This window comes from Lacihabitans lacunae, from assembly GCF_042649125.1.
GTDB classification, from domain to species: domain Bacteria; phylum Bacteroidota; class Bacteroidia; order Cytophagales; family Spirosomataceae; genus Leadbetterella; species Leadbetterella lacunae.
Map to the genome: position 1 here is coordinate 1,535,154 of NZ_JBHRYQ010000001.1, position 20,385 is coordinate 1,555,538.

21 protein-coding genes are annotated in these 20,385 nt (G+C 36.1%); 8 read left to right on the forward strand and 13 right to left on the reverse strand.

The annotated features are described in order from the left end of the window. Positions 1 to 240: 240 nt before the first annotated feature. The 4 genes from atpH to atpB all read right to left on the reverse strand — a co-directional run bounded on the left by atpH (position 241) and on the right by atpB (position 2,779). Entirely contained in the window at positions 241 to 774 is a 534-nt protein-coding gene (gene atpH / locus ACFOOI_RS06695; RefSeq protein WP_379836378.1) for an ATP synthase F1 subunit delta, read from the reverse strand. Positions 775 to 800: 26 nt separating this feature from the next. After that, positions 801 to 1,295, reverse strand: coding sequence for a F0F1 ATP synthase subunit B (gene atpF, locus ACFOOI_RS06700; protein ID WP_379836380.1), 495 nt, complete (start codon positions 1,293 to 1,295; stop codon positions 801 to 803). A gap of 100 nt (positions 1,296 to 1,395) precedes the next feature. Next, positions 1,396 to 1,662 carry an ATP synthase F0 subunit C gene (gene atpE, locus ACFOOI_RS06705; RefSeq protein ID WP_379836381.1) on the reverse strand — a complete coding sequence of 89 codons (267 nt, stop codon included), beginning with the start codon at positions 1,660 to 1,662 and terminating at the stop codon, positions 1,396 to 1,398. 79 nt (positions 1,663 to 1,741) lie between these two features. Then, entirely contained in the window at positions 1,742 to 2,779 is a 1,038-nt protein-coding gene (atpB, locus tag ACFOOI_RS06710; RefSeq protein WP_379836382.1) for a F0F1 ATP synthase subunit A, read from the reverse strand. 662 nt (positions 2,780 to 3,441) lie between these two features. Between atpB and dnaA the strand changes: the two genes are divergently transcribed. Then, positions 3,442 to 4,881, forward strand: a complete 1,440-nt coding sequence (gene dnaA, locus ACFOOI_RS06715; protein WP_379836384.1) for a chromosomal replication initiator protein DnaA — start codon at positions 3,442 to 3,444, stop codon at positions 4,879 to 4,881. Here the strand turns inward: dnaA and coaE are convergent. Genes coaE through ACFOOI_RS06730 form a run of 3 tightly spaced genes read right to left on the reverse strand, consistent with a single transcriptional unit; the run spans position 4,871 to position 6,782 of the window. Next, positions 4,871 to 5,449: a dephospho-CoA kinase gene (coaE, locus tag ACFOOI_RS06720; protein ID WP_379836386.1), complete on the reverse strand. Its 579-nt coding sequence runs from the start codon at positions 5,447 to 5,449 to the stop codon at positions 4,871 to 4,873. The genes dnaA and coaE overlap by 11 nt on opposite strands. After that, positions 5,446 to 6,441 carry a glycosyltransferase family 2 protein gene (locus tag ACFOOI_RS06725; protein WP_379836388.1) on the reverse strand — a complete coding sequence of 332 codons (996 nt, stop codon included), beginning with the start codon at positions 6,439 to 6,441 and terminating at the stop codon, positions 5,446 to 5,448. Before ACFOOI_RS06725 ends, coaE begins: the two co-directional genes overlap by 4 nt. Positions 6,442 to 6,443: 2 nt before the next feature. Continuing rightward, a complete protein-coding gene (locus ACFOOI_RS06730) occupies positions 6,444 to 6,782 on the reverse strand; it encodes a YbaB/EbfC family nucleoid-associated protein (protein WP_379840181.1) in 339 nt (112 codons plus the stop codon). Positions 6,783 to 6,969: 187 nt separating this feature from the next. Between ACFOOI_RS06730 and ACFOOI_RS06735 the strand changes: the two genes are divergently transcribed. Further along, the gene (locus ACFOOI_RS06735; protein ID WP_379836390.1) at positions 6,970 to 7,332 is read left to right on the forward strand and encodes a CoA-binding protein; all 363 of its coding nucleotides are present in this window, start codon (positions 6,970 to 6,972) and stop codon (positions 7,330 to 7,332) included. Position 7,333: 1 nt separating this feature from the next. Here the strand turns inward: ACFOOI_RS06735 and ACFOOI_RS06740 are convergent, their stop codons facing one another. From ACFOOI_RS06740 to ACFOOI_RS06755, 4 genes are all read right to left on the reverse strand, one after another. Then, positions 7,334 to 8,383, reverse strand: coding sequence for a hypothetical protein (locus ACFOOI_RS06740; protein ID WP_379836392.1), 1,050 nt, complete (start codon positions 8,381 to 8,383; stop codon positions 7,334 to 7,336). Positions 8,384 to 8,404: 21 nt separating this feature from the next. Further along, entirely contained in the window at positions 8,405 to 8,902 is a 498-nt protein-coding gene (locus tag ACFOOI_RS06745) for a hypothetical protein (RefSeq protein ID WP_379836394.1), read from the reverse strand. Positions 8,903 to 8,907: 5 nt separating this feature from the next. Further along, the gene (locus ACFOOI_RS06750; protein ID WP_379836396.1) at positions 8,908 to 9,420 is read right to left on the reverse strand and encodes an RNA polymerase sigma factor; all 513 of its coding nucleotides are present in this window, start codon (positions 9,418 to 9,420) and stop codon (positions 8,908 to 8,910) included. A 151-nt stretch (positions 9,421 to 9,571) separates the two neighbouring features. Further along, on the reverse strand, positions 9,572 to 11,956 hold the full coding sequence (locus ACFOOI_RS06755; protein ID WP_379836398.1) for a M1 family metallopeptidase: 2,385 nt from the start codon (positions 11,954 to 11,956) through the stop codon (positions 9,572 to 9,574). Positions 11,957 to 12,211: 255 nt separating this feature from the next. Here ACFOOI_RS06755 and cysM point away from each other — a divergent pair, with 255 nt between their 5' ends. Then, on the forward strand, positions 12,212 to 13,084 hold the full coding sequence (cysM, locus tag ACFOOI_RS06760) for a cysteine synthase CysM (RefSeq protein WP_379836400.1): 873 nt from the start codon (positions 12,212 to 12,214) through the stop codon (positions 13,082 to 13,084). 86 nt (positions 13,085 to 13,170) lie between these two features. Here the strand turns inward: cysM and pyrE are convergent, their stop codons facing one another. Further along, positions 13,171 to 13,794: an orotate phosphoribosyltransferase gene (gene pyrE / locus ACFOOI_RS06765; protein WP_379836402.1), complete on the reverse strand. Its 624-nt coding sequence runs from the start codon at positions 13,792 to 13,794 to the stop codon at positions 13,171 to 13,173. Next, positions 13,791 to 15,095: a hemolysin family protein gene (locus tag ACFOOI_RS06770; RefSeq protein WP_379836404.1), complete on the reverse strand. Its 1,305-nt coding sequence runs from the start codon at positions 15,093 to 15,095 to the stop codon at positions 13,791 to 13,793. The genes pyrE and ACFOOI_RS06770 overlap by 4 nt, the downstream gene beginning before the upstream one ends. Positions 15,096 to 15,249: 154 nt before the next feature. Here ACFOOI_RS06770 and ACFOOI_RS06775 point away from each other — a divergent pair, with 154 nt between their 5' ends. From ACFOOI_RS06775 to ACFOOI_RS06795, 5 genes are all read left to right on the forward strand, one after another. Then, the gene (locus ACFOOI_RS06775; RefSeq protein WP_379836406.1) at positions 15,250 to 15,954 is read left to right on the forward strand and encodes an NUDIX hydrolase; all 705 of its coding nucleotides are present in this window, start codon (positions 15,250 to 15,252) and stop codon (positions 15,952 to 15,954) included. A 12-nt stretch (positions 15,955 to 15,966) separates the two neighbouring features. Continuing rightward, a complete protein-coding gene (locus ACFOOI_RS06780) occupies positions 15,967 to 17,037 on the forward strand; it encodes a Gfo/Idh/MocA family protein (RefSeq protein WP_379836408.1) in 1,071 nt (356 codons plus the stop codon). 219 nt (positions 17,038 to 17,256) lie between these two features. Next, positions 17,257 to 18,219 carry a YjgN family protein gene (locus tag ACFOOI_RS06785; protein WP_379836410.1) on the forward strand — a complete coding sequence of 321 codons (963 nt, stop codon included), beginning with the start codon at positions 17,257 to 17,259 and terminating at the stop codon, positions 18,217 to 18,219. 4 nt (positions 18,220 to 18,223) lie between these two features. Then, entirely contained in the window at positions 18,224 to 19,303 is a 1,080-nt protein-coding gene (locus ACFOOI_RS06790; protein ID WP_379836412.1) for a M48 family metallopeptidase, read from the forward strand. A gap of 117 nt (positions 19,304 to 19,420) precedes the next feature. Beyond that, positions 19,421 to 20,224, forward strand: a complete 804-nt coding sequence (locus ACFOOI_RS06795) for an alpha/beta fold hydrolase (protein ID WP_379836414.1) — start codon at positions 19,421 to 19,423, stop codon at positions 20,222 to 20,224. Positions 20,225 to 20,385: the final 161 nt, after the last annotated feature.

Consider the following 20,385-nt stretch of genomic DNA (forward strand, 5'->3'; position numbering starts at 1 on the left):
AAAATATTAACACTCCAGGAGCATCTTTAAAACGAGGTGTCGGACAGTCAAGATTTAAAAAACTTAGAAGACAATTAAGGAGAGTTAGAAGTATAGGTCTTCACTTATTTAGAATACAAAAAAACGCCTAATTCTCTATTTTTTGTTTGATTGAAAAAAAAACAAAAACACTAAAAAAGAAAAAACCTCCGAAATCACGGAGGCCTTTCTCAACTTTATAGCCATGAAAACTAATACTTTTTATGCTAAAGCTAACTTCAGCTCATTCAATTTCTTTTTAACGCTAGTGTCAATTTGGGTATCTCCTACTCGTAGTACATATCCGCCTATTAAGCTCTCGTCTATATTTTCGTTCAATATAATATCTCTTTTTGTAACTTCAGCAACAATCTTCTTAAATTGTTCTTTTTGATCATTTGTCAGTTCTACTGCTGAGGTTACAGATATAACTTCTACACCCGTCTGAAGGTTATAAAGTTTTTGAAACTCTTTTGCTATTGGGTAAATAAGTTTTTCCCTGTTCTTTTTAGTTAAGACACCAAAAATCGTAAAAGTCACTTTATTTACATTATTTTCAAATATTTTTTTTAAAATATTCAATTTCTTATCATGTCTTACGATAGGATTAGCCATAACAGCAACGAAATTATCATTTTCTTTACATATTTGTTCAAAAAACGACATGTCTTCGTTAACCTCTTTAACTACTCCCTGCTCATTCGCTAAGTCAATCAATGCCTTGGCATAACGGTAAGCTACAACTGATTCTGACATATATACTTATTTTTTAATCTTTTGGATCAATTTAATTTTGCATCTGATATTAATTCAGAAACAAAAGTTTGTTGAGATTTTTTATCTGACAATTCTTTTCTCATTACTTTCTCAGCAATTTCAATAGAGAGTGTCGCAACTTCCTTTTTAACTTGACTAATCATAGCCACTCTTTCTTGAGCCAATGCCTCTCTAGCATCTTCCATTACTTTGTTACTTGCAGTAACTGCCTGACTTTTAGCTTCAGAAATCATTCTTTCAGAAGCCTCTTTAGCCTCTTTAATGATTGAATCTCTTTCTTTTCTTGCTTCAGCAACCAAAGTTTCGTTATCTGATTTAAGTTTAGCCATCTCGGCTCTAGTTTCCTCAGCCATTCTTAACGCCGATTCGATATCACCTTCACGTTCTTTTAAACCAGCGATGATACCTTTCCAAGCGAATTTCCAAAGAAGAAAAACTAACGAACCAAAAACAACTAATTGCCAAAACAAAAGACCCGGGCTCGGATTTAATAATTCCATGTTTTTTTTAAAAATATTATAGATAATAATTAGTAACTAAAGAAACCCAACATTAACACCTAATGTGAATAATGTTGGGATTTCAGATTCCTCAAATGGATTAAGCCATTTTGAATGAAATCAAAAGACAAATTACAGCAGCAAAAAGAGCTACGGCCTCAATCAAGGCAGCGATGATAATCATCATTGACTGGATTTTACCAGCAGCTTCTGGCTGACGTGCAACACCTTCCATTGCACTACCACCGATTTTACCGATACCAAGACCAGCACCGATAGCGGCTAAACCAGCTCCGATACCTGCACCCATAACTGCAAGACCTTTACCGTCTGCTACTGCTTGTAAGATAATGTTCAATAAAGACATAATATATTATTTTTTTCTTCCCTCAAGAAAATTTTAATTGTAAAGCTTCGCTACAGGGACTAGCAAAGAATATTTTTAATTAATGATCTGCGTGATGCTCTTCTATGGCACTTCCAATATACATTGAAGTCAACAGCGTAAAAATAAAGGCTTGTAAAAATGCAACCAAAAGTTCAATAGCACTCATAAATAATGCAAAAACTCCTACTGCTGGTGCTACTGCCCAATTTTTAAAAATAAATATCAAACCAAACAAACTCAACATAATGATGTGACCTGCTGTAATGTTTGCAAAAAGTCGTATCATTAACGATAATGGCTTCATCAAAACACCCACAACCTCTACTGGAATCATAATCGCCCACATCCATTTAGGAGTATCAGGAAGTAATATGTGTTTCCAATAATATTTGTTAGCAGAAAGGTTTGTAATCAAAAACGAAATTAATGCCAAAACTAAAGTAATTGCAATATTACCCGTTAAGTTAGCTCCACCTGGCAATAAACCTAAAAGGTTATTAATAAAGATGAAGAAAAACAATGTTAACAAGTAAGGGAAATACTTCCCATAATTTTTACCTATTGACGGCTTAACTACTTCGTCTCTCATATACACGATCAAAGGCTCCATGAACGACTGAATTCCTTTTGGTGCTTTTCCTTTATTAGTGGTATATCCTTTTGAAACTGCAGTAAAAATCAATAACAAAAGTAACGCTCCTATCATCAAGGTTGCTACATTCTTGGTTATCGAAAAATCCATTGGATGAACAGCCTCATTAACAGAACCGTCCTCGTTGATTCTTACAATATGCTCGTGATCATTTCTATACCCATTATAAACTTGACCATGATCTAACTTAGATGACGAGAATAATTCTAAACCTCTATCTGCCGTGTATAATATGACTGGCAATGGAAGTTTAACTGAGTGTGTAAATTCCCAACCATGTTCGTCAGATATGTGGTGCATGATCATGCTTCCAATATCAAATTTTTCTTCTTCATGAGTTTGCTCATGCGATGATTCAGTGTGAACGGCTTCTTCGTGCTGTGCAAAAGCTGGTGAGCCAAATAAAAATACCGAAACAAAAATTGTAAATATGTACTTAAACATGTTTTATTATTAAAATTCTTTAACTATTCTGTCTGTTTATCAAAAACGTCGCAATTTACGAAGTATAACTGAAATTTCAAAAAATGTAAAAAATAAATATAATACAAAAACGTTACCGACGAATAAGTTCTTCTGCTCAGGATATTGATAAAGACCAAAAGCAATAAAAATTAAGAGCAAAATAAACCTCAAAACAATGGTAGAAAGGTAAAATTGGATAAAGTTTTCTCTTTTATTGGCCATTCCTTGCTCTACTAAAATTTTTATTAAAAAATCTAGCGAAAAGAAAAAAGCGAATATCAACCACACCTGAGGATGCAACAGAAATGACAACTTTGTCTGACTAACTAAAAATAATACAACAAATGCAATAATAGAGGACAGATATTTTTTCAGTATCATATTTTTTGAAATTCAAGAACAAAATTATTCATTTTTATCTAAGTTCACATTTTTTTTATTGAACTTTTCTAAGTTTATATTTATCGATAATATTAATAGGTAACAGGCGTACTTGAACTTTTTGAAGTTTGCAGAAAACCTACAATAAAAGTTTAAAACAATAATTCATTTTTATGATTTCTAAACCACTTATTTTTTATATTTTTGTAACCCCAAAAACAAATCTGAGTCTAACATAAAAGAAATAATACTTTAATAATTTGGAAACCCTGGTTCAAAACGATGTAGTGAGTGTATGGCAGAATTGCCTTAAGGTGATACGTGAAAATATCACTGAGCAAAGTTTTAAAACTTGGTTTGAACCTATTGTACCCTATAAACTGATCAATAAAAGACTTATTATTCAGGTTCCAAGTCAGTTTTTTTATGAATGGTTAGAAGACAATTATGTTAAGGTACTAAGAAAAGCACTTGATTTCGCTATAGGGAAAGACGGACAACTTGAATATTCTATTATTATAGACCGAGGTGCACCAAAAGCACAAGTGACACCACTAAAAATTGTAGAGCCTCCCAAAAAAGAATATTACAACGGCGGTTTTAAGAATAAGCAAGACCCGCCAACTAATCTAAAAAATCCGTTTGATTTCAAGGCACTGACGGACGCCCAACACGAATCTTTTTTAAATAAAAGCTATTCATTCGAAAACTTTGTGGAAGGAGACTGTAACAGATTGGCTCGTGCAGCCAGTTATGCTGTGGCTCAAAAACCAAGTACGACATCTTTTAACCCACTTATGATATATGGTGGTGTTGGTTTAGGAAAAACCCATCTAGTACAGGCCATTGGAAACTACATAGAATCACAAAGCGAAACTCCGAAGTTTGTACTTTATGTGTCCTCTGAGAAGTTTACCAGCCAATTTATTAATTCCATTCGAGAAAATAGTCTTCAAGATTTCATGGCATTTTATATGCAAGTTGATGTTTTGATTTTAGATGACGTTCAGTTTTTATCAGGAAAAGAAAAAACACAGGAAACATTTTTCCATATTTTTAACCATTTACATCAATCGGGTAAACAAATAGTGATGACCTCTGATAGATCTCCAAGAGAACTTTCGGGTATGGAAGACAGGCTTTTGTCTCGATTTAAATGGGGTTTAACTACCGATATTCAAGCACCGGACCTTGAAACCAGAATTGCCATCATCCAAAACAAAGTGGAAGAAGAAATGGCAGAAATGGATGACGAAGTCGTGGAATATTTAGCTCATTGCATTGACTCCAATGTAAGAGAATTAGAAGGCGTAGTGATTTCGCTTATAGCCGACTCTTCGCTTACAAAGAGGAAGATTGACCTTGATATGGCCAAATTTAGGGTGAAAAGTATTGTAGAAGAAAGCCAAAAAGTGATATCTATCGATAAAATCATTGAAGAAGTAACCAGTTTTTTTGAAATCAAAATTGCCGATATCAAAGGTAAAACTAGACTTAGAGAAGTGGTATTGCCTAGGCAAGTGGCTATGTATCTAGCCAAAGAAATGACTTCTCTGTCACTGAAAGCTATTGGCTACCATTTTGGTGGAAGAGACCACAGCACGGTGATTCATGCTATTCAGACTATAAATGATTTGATTGGCGTAGATAAAGAACTTGCTGCTAATGTTAAAGCTTTGAAAACTAAGTTTAAATACTAATTCCCAAAGTACTTATTGTTTTTAAAACCTGAGGGATAAGTAGAATCTTTTCGTCATTGATTATTTCAAAATCCGAAATTTCTTTAAATTCATTTTCTGTTTTTTGCTGAGCAATAATCTTTTTGATTTGCTCCTCTCCTCTATGGGTATCTCTTTTTAAAATTCTTTTAATTCGCAACTCTTCGGGAGAAGACACCCAAATGATTTTATCAAGTCCAGACTGGCGAGACATAATTGCAGCTTCTTTAATAACAATCTCTGTTTTTTGGTTATTCGCCCAGTTTTCAAAATCAAGTTTTACGGCTGGATGAACAATTTGATTTAGCTTTAAAAGTAAGTCTGGATTTGAGAAAACCTGTTTTGAAACAAATTCTCGCTGATAAACACCATCTTGGTAAGCACCATAACCAAAAAGTGAGGTTATTTCTCCTACTATTTCAGTATTACAATTCATCAGGCTCTTCGCTCTTTGGTCTGCATCATAAGTAGGAAAACCTATATGAGAGAATATCCTACGGACGATACTTTTGCCCGAACCAATCCCTCCCGTTATACCTATTTTAATCATAATTGGTTAAACGTTTTCTTACCTTTTACAAAATAGTCCCACACGATAGACGTTTTATGTAGCTTTTTGAAACCTAAAAATGAGCCATTCCTTTTTTGAATCAAATAGGGAATCATTTTATAAAACCCAAAGTGAGCTTTAATAATCGCCCAAATATTGGCATACTCCCCAGCTTTCAGAAACTTCAGTGACGAAATTCCATCTAAAATCATTCTGGTAAACAAAATAGGAACTAACCAAACAAATGGCAAATTCTTGAAAAGCATCGCTAAGTTATTTCTAAAATTCAAATACGTTTTAAAAGGATTAGACTTATGAAGCGTTCCGCCACCTACATGATAAACCGTGGATTCTGGTGTGTAAAGAATCTCAAAGCCTTTGTTTTGAATTCGCCAGCAAAGATCTATTTCTTCCATGTGAGCAAAAAATCGTGCATCGAAACCTCTCAAATCATTAAAAACCTTGGAACGCACAAAAAAACAAGCACCTGTTGCCCAAAAAATTGGGTTTGTTTGCTCATACTGCTTTTGGTCAGTTTCAACTTCATCAAAGATTCTTCCTCTACAAAACGGATAGCCCAATACATCGAGAAATCCGCCTGCAGCACCTGCATACTCAAACTTAGATTTGTTATTAAAATCTAAAATTTTGGGTTGAACAGCCGCAACATTTGGATTTGAATCTAAAATTTGCTCTAATGGTATTAGCCAATTAGTAGTTAGTTCCACATCAGAATTGATCAATGCGAAATTTTCAGCTTCAATTTGAGCCAAACCCTGATTATAACCGCCCGCAAAACCAAAGTTCGCAGGCAATCTAATTATCTCAATTTGTGGATAATTACACTCCAAAAAATTAATGGAATTATCTGTAGAGTGATTATCTATAATAAAAACAGACCCTGAAGGACAGTTTGAACACACTGAAGGCAAAAACTGCTCAAGGAAAGCTTTTCCATTATAGTTAAGAATAACAACTGCGGTTTTTAACATGCTTATTTTTTAAACATGTCACCAAGATCAAACCCTGGAATTTTAGGAATAATACCTTCTGTAACTTTTTCCATTTCTACTTTGGCTTTTCCCTCTACTGTAGACAAAGCATTATTTACCGCTGCTACTATCAAATCTGACAACATTTTCGCATCAGCTGGATTGATTAGTTCAGGCTCGATTTCGATATTCAACAATTCTTTTTTACCATTTACCAATGCCTTAACCATACCGCCGCCTGACTCTCCTTCGGCCGTGATATCGCTTAACTTGTCTTGGGCTTCCTGCATTTTAGACTGCATTTCTTTTACTTTGCCCATCATTCCCATCATATCAAACATCGACATATCTAATCTTATTTTTTTAACAAATTTAAATCATTTTAGAATAAAAATAACATTTAAAAATTATAAACTAAAACGAACCAAGTCTTTGTTTGGCTACATTCAAAAAATGAAACTTATTTTATTCAAAAAACATTAGTAAAAGGAGGCTGAAAGCTCAAATTAAAAGAAATAAAAACTAGTAATGAAAGATAAAACATTGGTACTGGGTGCAAGTACAAAAGCCGATAGATATGCCTATAAAGCGGCAAATATGCTACTTTCAAAAGGAAATAAAATTGCATTATTGGGAAACAAAACTGGGGAAGTAGCGAATCATATGATTGAAACAGATCCAAGCAAAATATCAGATATAGACACCGTAACTTTGTATTTGAACCCAAAAAACCAAGAGCAATATTATGATTTCATAAAAAACTTAAAGCCTAGAAGAGTGATTTTTAATCCAGGAACTGAGAATCCTAAATTTGAGAAAGAATTAGAATCGGAGCAAATAGAAACTATAGAAGCCTGCACCCTGGTTATGCTTAGCACAGGTCAATATTGATTTATTTAATTTTAACATCGCCGTAGTTCGAGATTATCACAATTTTGCCTTTTTGGGTGTTTGTGCCTATTTTCCCTTGGTAAAAATTAGAAGTAGACCTACCCGTGCTTGTCTTTTTATCTTTTTCTGAATTTCGGTAGAAAATTACAGACAATGCCGGATTGATCAAAAATGTACCGTGGGTGGTTTTAATATCGAAACTCCCGTTGAATTTGTTAGAAATTGGCAAATCGAGATCCGAATAATTAGACGAAATCTCCAAATTATTAATATGCTCGTCTATATTTTTAATTATTAAATTATTAGAGAAATTTAGCTTCAACTTAACTTCGTCTTTGATATTTCCCAATAAGCCTTTCGAATAATTTAAAATACCTTCGAGATCTTCCATGGTTTTTACGTTAATGCGGCCATGGTTATTATTTAATATCATATTTTTAGCTTCAGAGATATTAATATTCATAAAATTGGAATTAATATTTCCACCAGAAATAGTACCGATATCGGCAGAGCCGTAATTTAAATTTAGGCTAGACTGCCTATTTTGAATGTTATCAGCCACGAGGGTGCAATAGTTCAAATTCAGGCTCAATGGTGCCTTAAAGTCAGGCAAAATAACCTCTCCAAACGAATTAGAAAGTTTGAGTTCTAAGTCTGCTGGCATATAAATCAAATAGTCGATTCTGAAATTTGTCGGCTTGCCTTTTGACTTGCTAGACCAACTCGAAAACGAACTCGATTTATCAATGAGGGTACTAATACGAATTTGAGACCCCACTTTTTTACCACTAATATTTATTGAGCCGAAAAGCTCTTCCAACATACTGCTGTTTGGAGCATTTGCGGTGACGGTGACATTGGTTTGCACAGCGTCTTTACTCCAAAAAACCACTTTGATGTCTCCATAATGATTTGAAATATCCAAAACATCAGTCGATTTAGCCGAAAACGAATATTTAAATTCCTTTTTTTGCTCTATCATGGCTTCATCTATTGCAAAAGCAGAGCTCTGCAATAAAATTAGCCCGAGAATTATTACTATATTTTTCATTTTTCTGAATTCTAAAACTAATTAAAGGTAAAGTTCAAACTTCTCCGCTATCTGCGTTTGTTTGTTTAAAAGGTCTATCTGCAACTTTAAATTTTCTTTCATGGCTTCCAACACTTGATCTTGATTTGGATTATTATCTAATTCTATTTTCAAATACTTAAAACTCTCTTCAAGCTGAGACAAGTCTTCCATGAAAGAGGCATAAAGCTCGGGGTCTTTTCCTTTCAAAAAATCTAACTTTTCTCTTTTTTGCTCAATTGTTTTCGAAAAAGAAACCAAAGTGGTATTAGCCGCTCTATCGGCAGTGTAATACGTGTTTTGGTTCATGTTTTTTTGTCCCAAATAATACCCAAATCCTAGGCAAATCAACAACCCAGCTGCATATCTGAATATATTTTTACTACTAAACCACAGGTTTTTTTTCGGCTTTACCTCTTTCGAAATGTTTTGCCAAAGGCCTTTTGGAAGCTCGTCTTCAAAAAGTTCTTTATTTTTTTTAATTAAATCTTCTAATTTCATAGGTTTTATACTGAAAGCGATGCTAATAATTTTTGTTTTCCCCTCAAAAACTGGCTTCGTGATGTACTCTCTTTGATTCCCATTATTTCGGCTATTTCTCCATGGTCATAGCCTTCAAAAAGATATAAACTCAAAATAAGTCGGTAGCCGTCCGGCAAATCAAAGATTCCTTTTTTGATTTTCTGAACTTGAGATACATCAAAATCTTCTTGCCCTGAATAATCTTCTTCAGATTGATTAAAATGGCTCTCATTTAATTCTTCAAAAAACTGCCTCTTTTGCTTTAGTTTACCCAATGCTTTGTTTACTACAATGGTTTTTAACCAAGCCCCAAATGTGGAATCTGCTCTAAAAGAATCCAACTTAGTAAAAGCATCTAAAAATGCTTCTTGGAGCACATCTTCGGCTTCTTCTGCAAACTTAACAATACGAAGTGCGGTATTATACATAGCTTTTGCATACAAGGAATAAAGCTCATATTGAGCCTTAGGGTTGCCTTGTTTGCAGCGTTCTACCAATTCCGTATTTTTATCTAGATAACTAATAACTAACCAGATTTAAAGGTTTCGATTTAAAGATGAAAGAAAAATGGATTAGTTGCATAACGTAGCAAAAAAAATCCTTCAGTTTATATGCTGAAGGATTTTCAAATATCTCTAAATTGTTAAATTAATTCTTTCCACTGCTTCCAACTCCTGCGTCTTTGCTTTCATTGGCAATTTGCATTGGGTTTTTAGGAGCTGTGAACGAGCGTTGTTTCATCAACTGAAACTTCGTTGGTGCTTCTGGCTCTCTTGGGAAAACGTTGTTTGAGGTATCGATATCCGCAATTTGGAAATATGGATCTAAGTTAAACTTCTTAACTTTTTTCTTGGTTGCCACAGTTTTAGAAATCTCCTTATCATTCAATCTCCAAATCTCAGCTGGATATCTAAAATCTTCTTTTGTTCCGTCTTCGTACTCCGCTTGGAATATCACAGGCATAACTAGGCCACCTTTGTTTTTGATTTTAAGGGTATAATAGTTCATGCCCGTTTCTATCAAAGTTTTTTCTTCGGGAGAAAGTGAGGCTACATAAGCTTCATATTTCTTTTTATCAGATTCTGAAACCGTGAACGGATCGTAAGAATTATAAAAATCTTTCATACTAGGATCTGCTTCTACTACAGATTGAGGGATATCCGTTTTGTTTCTAATTGTACTCATGGTCTGTTTCTTAGCTTCACTTTCTGCTTTTGCTTCTGCTTTTGATATTTCAGGATTTTGAGTATCTAAAGAGAACCATTCTACTTCTACTAAGTCTTGATCCACAGGCTCGACTGTATAAAACCACCCTTTCCAAAACCAATCCAAATCCACACTTGAGGCGTCTTCTAAAGTTCTAAAAAAGTCAGCTGGCATTGGGCTTTTAAATGCCCATCTTTGAGCGTATTCCTTGAAAGCTTTGTCAAAAAGCTCTCTTCCCATCACTGTTTCTCTCAAAATATTTAAACCAGTTGCAGGTTTAGCATACGCATTAGGGCCAAAGGCCATGATGTTATCAGATGAACTCATGATAGGCACTTGCTGACTTGGATCTGTTTTCATGTAAGAAACAATATCCTGAGGCTCTCCTCTTCTGGCCGGGTAGTCTTTGTCCCATTCTTTTTCTGCCAAATACTGGCAAAAAGTATTCAAGCCTTCGTCCATCCACGACCACTGACGCTCGTCTGTGTTTACAATCATTGGGAAAAAGTTGTGCCCCACTTCGTGGATAATAACGCCAATCATACCATATTTGGTAGCCTCTGAATATGTTCCGTCTTCTTCCGGACGACCACCGTTAAAGCTGATCATTGGATATTCCATACCACCCCTTGCTGTAGAGTGACACGAGATAGCCACTGGATATGGGTATTCGATTGTACGATTACCGTACGACTTCAAGGTATGTTCTACCACGCGAGTTGAATATTTTTCCCAAAGCGGATTTCCTTCTTTTGGATAAAATGACATACTCCAAATTTTTCTACCGTTATTATACACGTCGGTTTGCATAGCATCCCAAATAAATCTTCTTGAACTCGCAAAAGCAAAATCTCTCACATTTTGAGCTGCAAATGACCATGTTTGCTTTTTAGAACTTTTAATTTTCATTCTACTCTCTGCCTCAGCTTGGGTTGCTATAATAACCGGAGTTTTTGAACTCGCGGCATCTTTCATTCTTTGTTGCTGCGTTTTAGATAATACTTTGCTATAGTTCAAACACTCTCCTGTGGCACCTACAAGGTGGTCATCAGGCACAGTTATTTCTACCTTGTAGTCTCCAAAAGGAAGCGTAAACTCTCCTTGGCCCAAAAACTGCTTGTTTTGCCATCCGCTTACGTCGTCATACACACACATACGTGGAAACCAATGAGCGATAAAGTAGTTGTAATTTCCATCTTTTTCGAAATATTCATACCCTGATCTACCGTAATATTCTGTAATGTTATATTCCCAATCGATTTTGATAGAAACCGCCACACCTGGTTTTTGAGCAATCGGCAAATCAACTCGCATCATAGTACCATTGATTGTATACGGAAGTGGGTTCCCCTTCACGTCTTTTACAAACTTGATGTCATAACCGTACTTTTTATCTGCATTAATGGTGCTATTCACGGAACTTGGCGAATTCATTCCTTTTAATTGGTTGGCAGACATTTGGGGATTAACTCCACCAGTTTTAGACAATGCGTTAATAGAGTTTTCTTGAAAAAGGTTTTGATCTAACTGAAGCCAAAGGTAACGAAGGTCATCCCCAGAAAAGTTAGTGTAGGTAATTACCTCAGAACCCACGATTCTTTGATTTACATCATCAAGTTCGGCTTTGATGGCGTAGTCGGCTTTGTTTTGAAAATAGTCTTTACCCGGAGCCCCCGATGCTGTACGAAAGGTATTGGGAGTGGGAAGTACGCTTCCTAACTGCTCAAATCTAGTGTTGGCGTTATAAGTTGAAGCGGCTGGCCTTTGAGCATTGGCAAAAGAAATGCTACCAAAAAAGCCCAAAACCATAAATAGTTTTTTAAGCATAAGTTTATTGATTAAGATTAGAAGATATGCGAAAATAAAATTTTTTTTTAATAAAACCACCAATCCACGACTTAAACGGATTTTCAATAGATAAAATCAAAAAACATGGGATTAATCATGGATTTTGGAAGGTGAAAGTTTTATTTTTTTTAGTTTCAGAATAATTAAGCATCTCTATTTTTGTTTAAAAAAAGAATAGGAAGGCACCTTTTACAATTGAAATAGGTTATAAACTCAAGAAATAAAAAATAATACATGGCAAGCATACTCGACTTAATAGGTAACACACCTTTAGCTGAAATTCAGCATTTGAATCCAAACCCTAAGGTTAAAATTTACGCCAAACTCGAAGGAAATAACCCAGGCGGTAGTGTAAAAGACAGGCCGGCTTACAACATGATTAAAAGTGCCATAGAGCGAGGAGACATTAAACCCGGCATGAAACTCATAGAGGCCACTAGTGGAAATACAGGCATAGCCTTGGCCATGATAGCGGGCCTATATGGTATTGAAATAGAACTTATTATGCCATCAAACTCTACTAAAGAGCGAGTAACTACAATGGAGGCTTATGGTGCCAAAGTAATTTTGTTAGAAGGAATAGAAGCCTGCCGTGACTACGCTGACGAAATGTCTCAAAAGGAGGACTATTTGCAACTTAACCAATTTGCAAATCCCGATAATTTTTTGGCTCATTACAAAACTACAGGCCCTGAAATATGGAGAGATACTGACCAGAAAATCACGCATTTTGTAGCCTCAATGGGTACTACAGGTACTATAATGGGTACTTCAATGTTTTTAAAAGAACAAAATCCTGATATTCAAATAGTAGGCTGCCAACCCACGGAAGGCTCTTCAATACCTGGTATTAGAAGATGGCCAACGGAATATTTACCCAAAATATTCGATCCAAAAAGAGTAGACCGAGTTTTTGATATTTCGCAGGAAGAGTCAACTAAATATGTCCGATTGTTAGCAAAAAAAGAAGCTATTTTTGGCGGCATGAGCTCAGGAGGGCAAGCAGCAGCTGCAATTAAATTAGCCCAAGAATTAGAATCAGGGGTGATCGTATTTATATGTTGCGACAGAGGAGACCGATACCTGAGTAGCGACTTGTTTGGGTGAGAAGAAAATAACCTCACAGATATTTTTAAAAGCAAAAAAGCAAGTCCGTAGACTTGCTTTTTTAGTATATTTTCTAAATTTCCTATTTACCACTTAGCAGGATTCCTCCTCCATTTCTTCAACGATTCCACATCAGAAGGTTTTACATACTCTTGTTTTAGAGCTTCGTCTATGAGGAAGTTATAGTTGCTTAATGTGACTAACTTAAGGTTTTTTTCTGCGAAATTATCATCCGCAATTTTAAATCCATAGGTAAAAATAGCAATCATGCCCACTACTTCTATTCCTTGTGCTGTAAGTGCTTCCGCGGCTTTAATAGAACTACCTCCCGTAGAAATCAAGTCCTCTAAAACCACCACTTTTTGACCTTTCTCTATTTTTCCTTCTATCTGATTTCCCATGCCGTGCTCTTTTGGCTTCGGACGTACATAGGCAAACGGCAAGTTCATATAATCAGCCACTAGAGCTCCTTGAGCAATACCCGCAGTAGCCACACCTGCTATTAAATCCACCTCCGGAAAGTTTTTCTTAATGGCTTTGGCTAGTGCTTTTTTAATAAAAGTCCTCGCCTCTACGTCCGAAAGCGTAATTCTATTGTCACAATAGATGGGAGAATTCCATCCAGAGCTCCATTTAAAAGGTTGTTCAGGACTAAGCTTCACTGCTTTAGTTTTTAATAAAAACGAGGCGATTTTTCGTGCTGTGGTCATTTTTTTTCTTCTTCTTGGTCTTCTTCTTCTATCCTAGTTACAAGCATTTTATCGATTCTGTTTTTGTCCATATCGATAATTTCGAACTTAAAATTTTTCCATTCAAAATGGTCTCCTGTGGCAGGAATCTCTTTTAAAATATCTAAGGCAAAGCCACCCATGGTATCAAAGCCGGTATATTCTTTTCTATTAGAAAGCTCTATCTCAAATTCATTTAAGAAGTCGTCAAATGGAAGTGAAGCATCTATCAAATAACTTCCGTCTTCACGTTCAAAAATCTCAAATTCGAACTCATTGGTTTCGGATATGTCTCCTACTAATGCATCCAAAATATCATTCATGGTTACAATTCCGACCACATTTCCATATTCATCAACAATTACCCCAAAATGAATTCTTTCTTCTTGAAACTTCTCAAGGACTTGATAGGCATGGTTATTTTCAGGAATATATAGTGGCGGACGAAGATTCTTTTCAAGAATCTGAAGCTCTTCATCCATATTTTTTCCTAGAAGATCTTTGATATATAGTAAACCTCGCATGTCATTTATGCCGTCTTGACAAACAGGATAAACCGAATGTTTCTTTGTAATAATTTTAACTTTATTATCAATAAAGTCGTCGTCAATATCAAGAAATGTCACTTCGTTGATATTGGTCATCAAAGATGTAATTTTTCTATCTCCCAAATGAAAAACATTCTGAACTATCTCGTGCTCAATCTCTTCAATTGTTCCACCACTTGCACCTTCTTGCATCAGGGTTCTGATTTCTTCTTCAGTAACCGAATTGTCGTTTTCGGTAAGTCCCAAAACTTTAAAAATAAGATCTGATGTTTTACTTAAAAGCCAAATAAAAGGAGATGTGATTATTGACATCACGTTCATGGGCTTGACCGCTATCATCGCGATCTCTTCAGCTTTCGCCATTCCTATCCTTTTGGGTACTAATTCACCAAAAATCAAGGTAACGAAAGTAACCATAAGCGTGATAAAAAATACAGATACGCCCTCTGAATAAGGTTTCAAAGCATCAAACTGCTCAAAAAATGGCATAATATATCCCTTAAAAGTATCACCGGAGAAAATACCGGTTAGAATACTAATTAAAGTAATACCAATTTGAACAGTAGAGAGAAATTTACCAGGAGAGTTTGCGAGCAATAAAGCTGCATGTGCCTTTTTGTTTCCGTTTTTAGCGGCAATTTCTAATTTAGTTTTTCGGGATGATACCAAGGCTATTTCGGCCATTGAAAACATACCATTAAGTAGAATTAGAAAAAATATGAGAAATATTTCCATTAAAGATTTTGATAACTAACTTTAAGTCATCTGAACTGATTTGATTGCAAAGTAACAAATTTTTTAAAAAACAAATGGGGATGTTTGCAAAAATTAATCTTAGAAAGGTATAATTTTATTTTAATGCCTTAATTTTGTCACTTAAATTAACATTATGATTCTATTTGTAAACAATATCCCGCTTAACATCGCCGAAAACACCATTCAGATTTCTAATGACTTCGCCAAATTTGATGCCAAATTTGACCTCCACGAGGACCTAGTCGAGTTTACTGAACTTAGTGGGCAAATCCTGATTAAAAACATTGATAATAAAAACTTAATCCGTTTTATATCTTATCTTCAGAAAAACAAAATTGAAGGTTTAAGGTCAATAGTTTTTATGGTTTCGGACGAAGCAAAAACAAAAAAAGAACTTAAGAAAAATTTCATTCATATAAAAGCTGCTGGGGGAATAGCTACTAATGATAAAGACGAAAAGCTGCTAATTAAAAGACTAGGTTTTTGGGATTTACCCAAAGGAAAAGCAGATCAGGGTGAAAAATCAAAACAAACCGCCAAAAGAGAAGTAGAAGAAGAATGTGGTGTTAAAGTAAAAGTAGATAAAAAAATATGCACGACTTGGCATACCTATTCCATTAAAGGAAAAATAGCCTTGAAACAAACCAAATGGTACAGTCTGAAGTCTATTTCAGATAAAAAAATGAAGCCACAACATGACGAAGGTATAGAGGAAGTAGTTTGGATGAACAACCAAGACCTGAAAAAAGCCATGGAGAATTCGTATGCATCTATAGTACACGTAGTGAAAACCTACGAAGCAGATACTGAAGCTATCGAAATAGAAGTAGAAAACTAAAAAACAAAGGGGATGAAAAAAATACGAGTACTGGTAGTAGGATGTGGAAACATGGGAACAGCACATGCTCTTGCTTATCACCAAATGGATGAATTTGAGATATGCGGCATAGTTTCTACCGGTAAAAGCAAAGAAACGCTAAACGAAAAACTTGGAGGAAGCTACCCCCTATTTGCAGACTATGAAGTTGCCCTTGCAGAAACCAAACCAGATGCCGTATGTATTTCCACCTACCCCGATACTCACGAGGCCTTTGCACTTACAGCACTAAATGCAGACTGCCACGTATTTATAGAAAAACCATTGGCAGATACTGTAGCAGGAGCCAAAAAAGTAGCGGAAACAGCATTGCGGTTAAATAAAAAACTGGTTATTGGCTACATTTTAAGGGTCCACCCATCTTGGGAGAAATTTGTAGAAGTGGCTCAAACCATGGGAAAACCCTTGGTGATGCGAATGAACCTCAATCAGCAAAGTCACGGTGTTATGTGGAATGTACACCGTAACCTCATGAAAAGTCTTAGCCCGATTGTAGACTGTGGCGTACATTATATAGATGTCATGTGTCAGATGACACGCTCAAAACCCGTGTGGGTGAGTGCCATAGGAGCACGCTTATCCGACGATATTCCGGACGGAAACTACAATTATGGACAGCTACAAATTAGATTTGAGGATGGCTCTGTGGGCTGGTATGAAGCCGGTTGGGGACCAATGATGTCTGAAACTGCGTTTTTTGTAAAAGATGTAATCGGACCAAAAGGTTGTGTTTCAATAGTGGCCAAAGATGCCGCTAAAGCCGGGCAGTCAGACAATGTAGATGCCCACACCAAAACTGAGTCGCTAAAAGTGCACTATGCAGACATTGACGCTGCAAATAATTTCACCAGAAAAGACGAGTGGATAGATCTTACTGATGAGCCCGACCACAATGAGCTTTGCAAAAGAGAGCAAACTTATTTTTTAAACGCTATTTTAGAAGACAAAGACCTTACCGACCACATTCAAGATGCCGTAAGCAGCCTAGAAGTAGCTTTTGCTTGTGATGAATCGGTAAAAACTGGAGAAGTGGTAAGAATATAAAAATTGTATGTAAGGCTAAAATAAGAAAACCGTTTTTTTAGCTTTTCAACCTTAACCTCTCATAAACTTTACCTTTAAATCAGTATTTGATACATTTTTTGTTTTTTTTTGAGAAAATAAATAAAAACAAACTTAACTTGAATTAATATTCTTTTTAAGAGAATTATTATAAGACATTTATACAAATACCTAAACACTACTCTTACCGTACAAGCAAATATGAATAGCGAAGAAAACTACATCGAAACTCAACCACATCGTTTTTTTTTCAAAGGAAAAGGATCAGCGTACTTTTCCATTGTATTTGTTAATTTCTTATTGACGATAGTTACCCTTGGCCTATATTATCCTTGGGCCAAATGTTCGAAACTCAAATATTTATACGAAAACACCGAATTTGCGGATAGTCCGTTTGCCTTTTTAGGAAATGGCAAAGAACTCTTCAAAGGATTTATAAAACTATTGGTTGCGGCTATCGTATTTTTTGGAATTTATGCTAGTCTGGCATACAATCAGCAACTTGTTTTAGCTGTCATATTTTTATATTCAGGCTTGTTTTTATTGGTCCCAATAGCACTTCATGGCAGCTACCGCTATAGACTTTCACGTACCACTTGGCGAAACATACACTTTGGCTACCGCGGCCAAATCACCGAATTGTTTTCTGAATGGATTATTGGAAGTATCCTTTCTATCCTCACGATTGGCATCTATTCGCCTTGGTTTACTACTCGTATCAGAAAATACATGATATCAAACATCAGGTTTGGAGATGTTAAATTTGACTATGAAGGAGAGGGTTCTGAGCTGTTTGTTATACATTTGAAAGGCATCTTCCTTTCTCTAATTACCTTCGGAATTTACAGTTTTTGGTATACCAAAGACCTGTATAACTATTACATAAATAACATTACGATAGAGCAAAACGACTACCTTCACCGTGTAGAATCTAAAATGACAGGTGGCGATTTCTTCGAACTATTTATCGTTAACTATATCTTATTGGTATTCACACTTGGCTTAGCGTTTCCATTTGTACAGGTTCGTACGTTCAAATATTTGGCAGAAAAACTACTCGTTGAGGGTACTTTTAACCCCGATGCTATTGTGCAAACCGAAGAAGATTACAAAGATGCTACAGGCGAAGATTTGGCCTCGTGGTTAGATATTGACTTGATCTAAAAAAATGGAAAGAGGAGTTTATTTTGACGGGAAAACCAGCAATCCCTATCCGTGTGAATTGGCTTATGATGTCACAACTAAATCTATAATAGTCAGCCCCGACGGCTTAACTAGCCAAAGTTGGCCTGTAAATTTGGTGAGCCATTCTGAATTTAAAGGTGTGGGCAAAACCACTTTGCAGTTTGGTACCTTCCCGTTTCAAAGTATAGAATACACAGACCACACGGCATTTGCCAATCAGGTAAGCCACGCTCTTCCGAAAAGAAAAGAAGGTTTTACCGCTTTTGCAAACGAATTGGTAAACTCCGGGCTATCAGGGGCAATAGTTTTAATGATTTTGGTTTCATCAGCATTGATTAGTGTATATGTTTTTGTACTTCCCTGGATGGCAGAGCAAGCTGTGCTTTCTTTACCCATGGCGTATGAAGTTCAGTTTGGCGAAAAAGTATATGAATCCTTCATAGCCAATGAAAAAATAGATAAAAAGAAAAGTAAAGCCCTAACTCAGTTTGCCCAAAACATTGATTTTGAGACTAAATACCCACTGAAATTTACGGTTATTGATGACAACCAAGTTAATGCTTTTGCATTGCCTGGTGGGCATGTGGTGGTATACACCGAAATGTTAGACAAACTTCAAAAACCAGAACAACTAGTGGCACTTCTGGGCCATGAAGTTTCGCATATTAAAAACAAACACAGCCTCAAGAACATGGGCAGGGAATTTTCGGGAAAAATATTTTTAGGTTTAATATTTGGCGATGCAGGCGGCATGCTAGACTTCGCCTTTGACAAAGCACACAGCATTGCGGGTTTATCGTATAGTCGAAACATGGAAACCGAAGCAGACCTAAAAGGCCTAGAAGTGATGAGCCACAATAAGTTAGACAGCCAAGGCATGGTAGGTTTAATGCAAATATTACAAAAAGAAGAACAAAAAACTGGCATGAGCATACCGGCATATCTGAGTACGCACCCCATGACAAAAAAGCGATTGGCCAACATTCAAAAAGCCCCGCAGCCAATCGACACCAAGCCACTTGGTGAAGACCTACTAAAAACTTGGAATGAACTCAAAAAATAGTTCAAGCTACTAAATACTAAGCAGTTAATATCAAAAATAGACCGCTCAATAACAAAACGAAATAACTGATATAGGTAAGCAAAATTTGCTCTAATTTTGGCAAATAACCTAATTAACATGCCTACCATTAGAATAAACGACTGCGATATTTATTACGAAATACAAGGCGATGGCCCCGAAACCATCGTATTCTCTCATGGCTTACTTTGGAGCACGCACCTATTTCACAAACAAGTAGAATATTTCAAATCGGCCTACAGAATTGTATCCTTTGACCACCGCGGCCAAGGTAAATCTGAGGTGACCGAATCGGGCTATGACATGGATACCCTGGCCGACGATGCAGCCAAGTTAATAGAAACCCTAAAGCTTGGCAAAGTGCATTTTGCTGGGCTTTCCATGGGTGGTTTTGTGGCGATGCGTCTCGCTGCCCGCAGGCCCGACTTACTAAAATCGTGCATAATGTTAGAAACCTCCGCCCAAAAAGAACCGCATACGGCCAACTACAAAATATTGAACACTATAGTGAGCATTTTTGGCGTAAACGTGAGCTTCGTAATTAATGCCGTAATGAAGATTATGTTTGGCAAAACGTTTTTGAATGACCCAAAGCGAGCAGACGAAATAGAAGCTTGGAAAAATGAACTCAGAAAAAACAAAAAGACGATAGTGAGGGCTGTAAGAGGCGTGATAGAAAGACCCGGTTTTGATCACGAACTCAAAGACATTAAAGGGCCAGCACTCATCATAGTTGGCCGTGAAGACGTAGCCACCGACGCCACAAAAGCACAGTATATCCATGAAAACATACCACAATCTAAACTGGTCTATATCGAAAAAGCCGGACACTCCTCTACCATAGAAGAACCCGAGCAAGTAAACATAGCCATAGAAAGTTTTTTACTAAGCTTAAAAAACTAACTTACAGTTACTTAAAATCATAAAAACACCTTAAAATCTATTTTTCGAGGTGTTTTTTTTATGTGGATTATGGGCAAAAAAAATGCCCCCAGTATTGTAAGACGAGGGCGACTTAAATGTTTTCACAACGGAATAATCCTTATTGTGATTTGCTTTCGTGC

Bases quoted from the DNA above. Each gene is read 5' to 3' on its own strand.
- atpH (WP_379836378.1), bottom strand. From the start codon at position 774: ATGTCAGAATCAGTTGTAGCTTACCGTTATGCCAAGGCATTGATTGAC.
- atpF (WP_379836380.1), bottom strand. From the start codon at position 1,295: ATGGAATTATTAAATCCGAGCCCGGGTCTTTTGTTTTGGCAATTAGTT.
- atpE (WP_379836381.1), bottom strand. From the start codon at position 1,662: ATGTCTTTATTGAACATTATCTTACAAGCAGTAGCAGACGGTAAAGGT.
- atpB (WP_379836382.1), bottom strand. From the start codon at position 2,779: ATGTTTAAGTACATATTTACAATTTTTGTTTCGGTATTTTTATTTGGC.
- coaE (WP_379836386.1), bottom strand. From the start codon at position 5,449: ATGATTAAAATAGGTATAACGGGAGGGATTGGTTCGGGCAAAAGTATC.
- ACFOOI_RS06725 (WP_379836388.1), bottom strand. From the start codon at position 6,441: ATGTTAAAAACCGCAGTTGTTATTCTTAACTATAATGGAAAAGCTTTC.
- ACFOOI_RS06730 (WP_379840181.1), bottom strand. From the start codon at position 6,782: ATGTTTGATATGATGGGAATGATGGGCAAAGTAAAAGAAATGCAGTCT.
- ACFOOI_RS06735 (WP_379836390.1), top strand. From the start codon at position 6,970: ATGAAAGATAAAACATTGGTACTGGGTGCAAGTACAAAAGCCGATAGA.
- ACFOOI_RS06740 (WP_379836392.1), bottom strand. From the start codon at position 8,383: ATGAAAAATATAGTAATAATTCTCGGGCTAATTTTATTGCAGAGCTCT.
- ACFOOI_RS06745 (WP_379836394.1), bottom strand. From the start codon at position 8,902: ATGAAATTAGAAGATTTAATTAAAAAAAATAAAGAACTTTTTGAAGAC.
- ACFOOI_RS06755 (WP_379836398.1), bottom strand. From the start codon at position 11,956: ATGCTTAAAAAACTATTTATGGTTTTGGGCTTTTTTGGTAGCATTTCT.
- cysM (WP_379836400.1), top strand. From the start codon at position 12,212: ATGGCAAGCATACTCGACTTAATAGGTAACACACCTTTAGCTGAAATT.
- pyrE (WP_379836402.1), bottom strand. From the start codon at position 13,794: ATGACCACAGCACGAAAAATCGCCTCGTTTTTATTAAAAACTAAAGCA.
- ACFOOI_RS06770 (WP_379836404.1), bottom strand. From the start codon at position 15,095: ATGGAAATATTTCTCATATTTTTTCTAATTCTACTTAATGGTATGTTT.
- ACFOOI_RS06775 (WP_379836406.1), top strand. From the start codon at position 15,250: ATGATTCTATTTGTAAACAATATCCCGCTTAACATCGCCGAAAACACC.
- ACFOOI_RS06780 (WP_379836408.1), top strand. From the start codon at position 15,967: ATGAAAAAAATACGAGTACTGGTAGTAGGATGTGGAAACATGGGAACA.
- ACFOOI_RS06785 (WP_379836410.1), top strand. From the start codon at position 17,257: ATGAATAGCGAAGAAAACTACATCGAAACTCAACCACATCGTTTTTTT.
- ACFOOI_RS06790 (WP_379836412.1), top strand. From the start codon at position 18,224: ATGGAAAGAGGAGTTTATTTTGACGGGAAAACCAGCAATCCCTATCCG.
- ACFOOI_RS06795 (WP_379836414.1), top strand. From the start codon at position 19,421: ATGCCTACCATTAGAATAAACGACTGCGATATTTATTACGAAATACAA.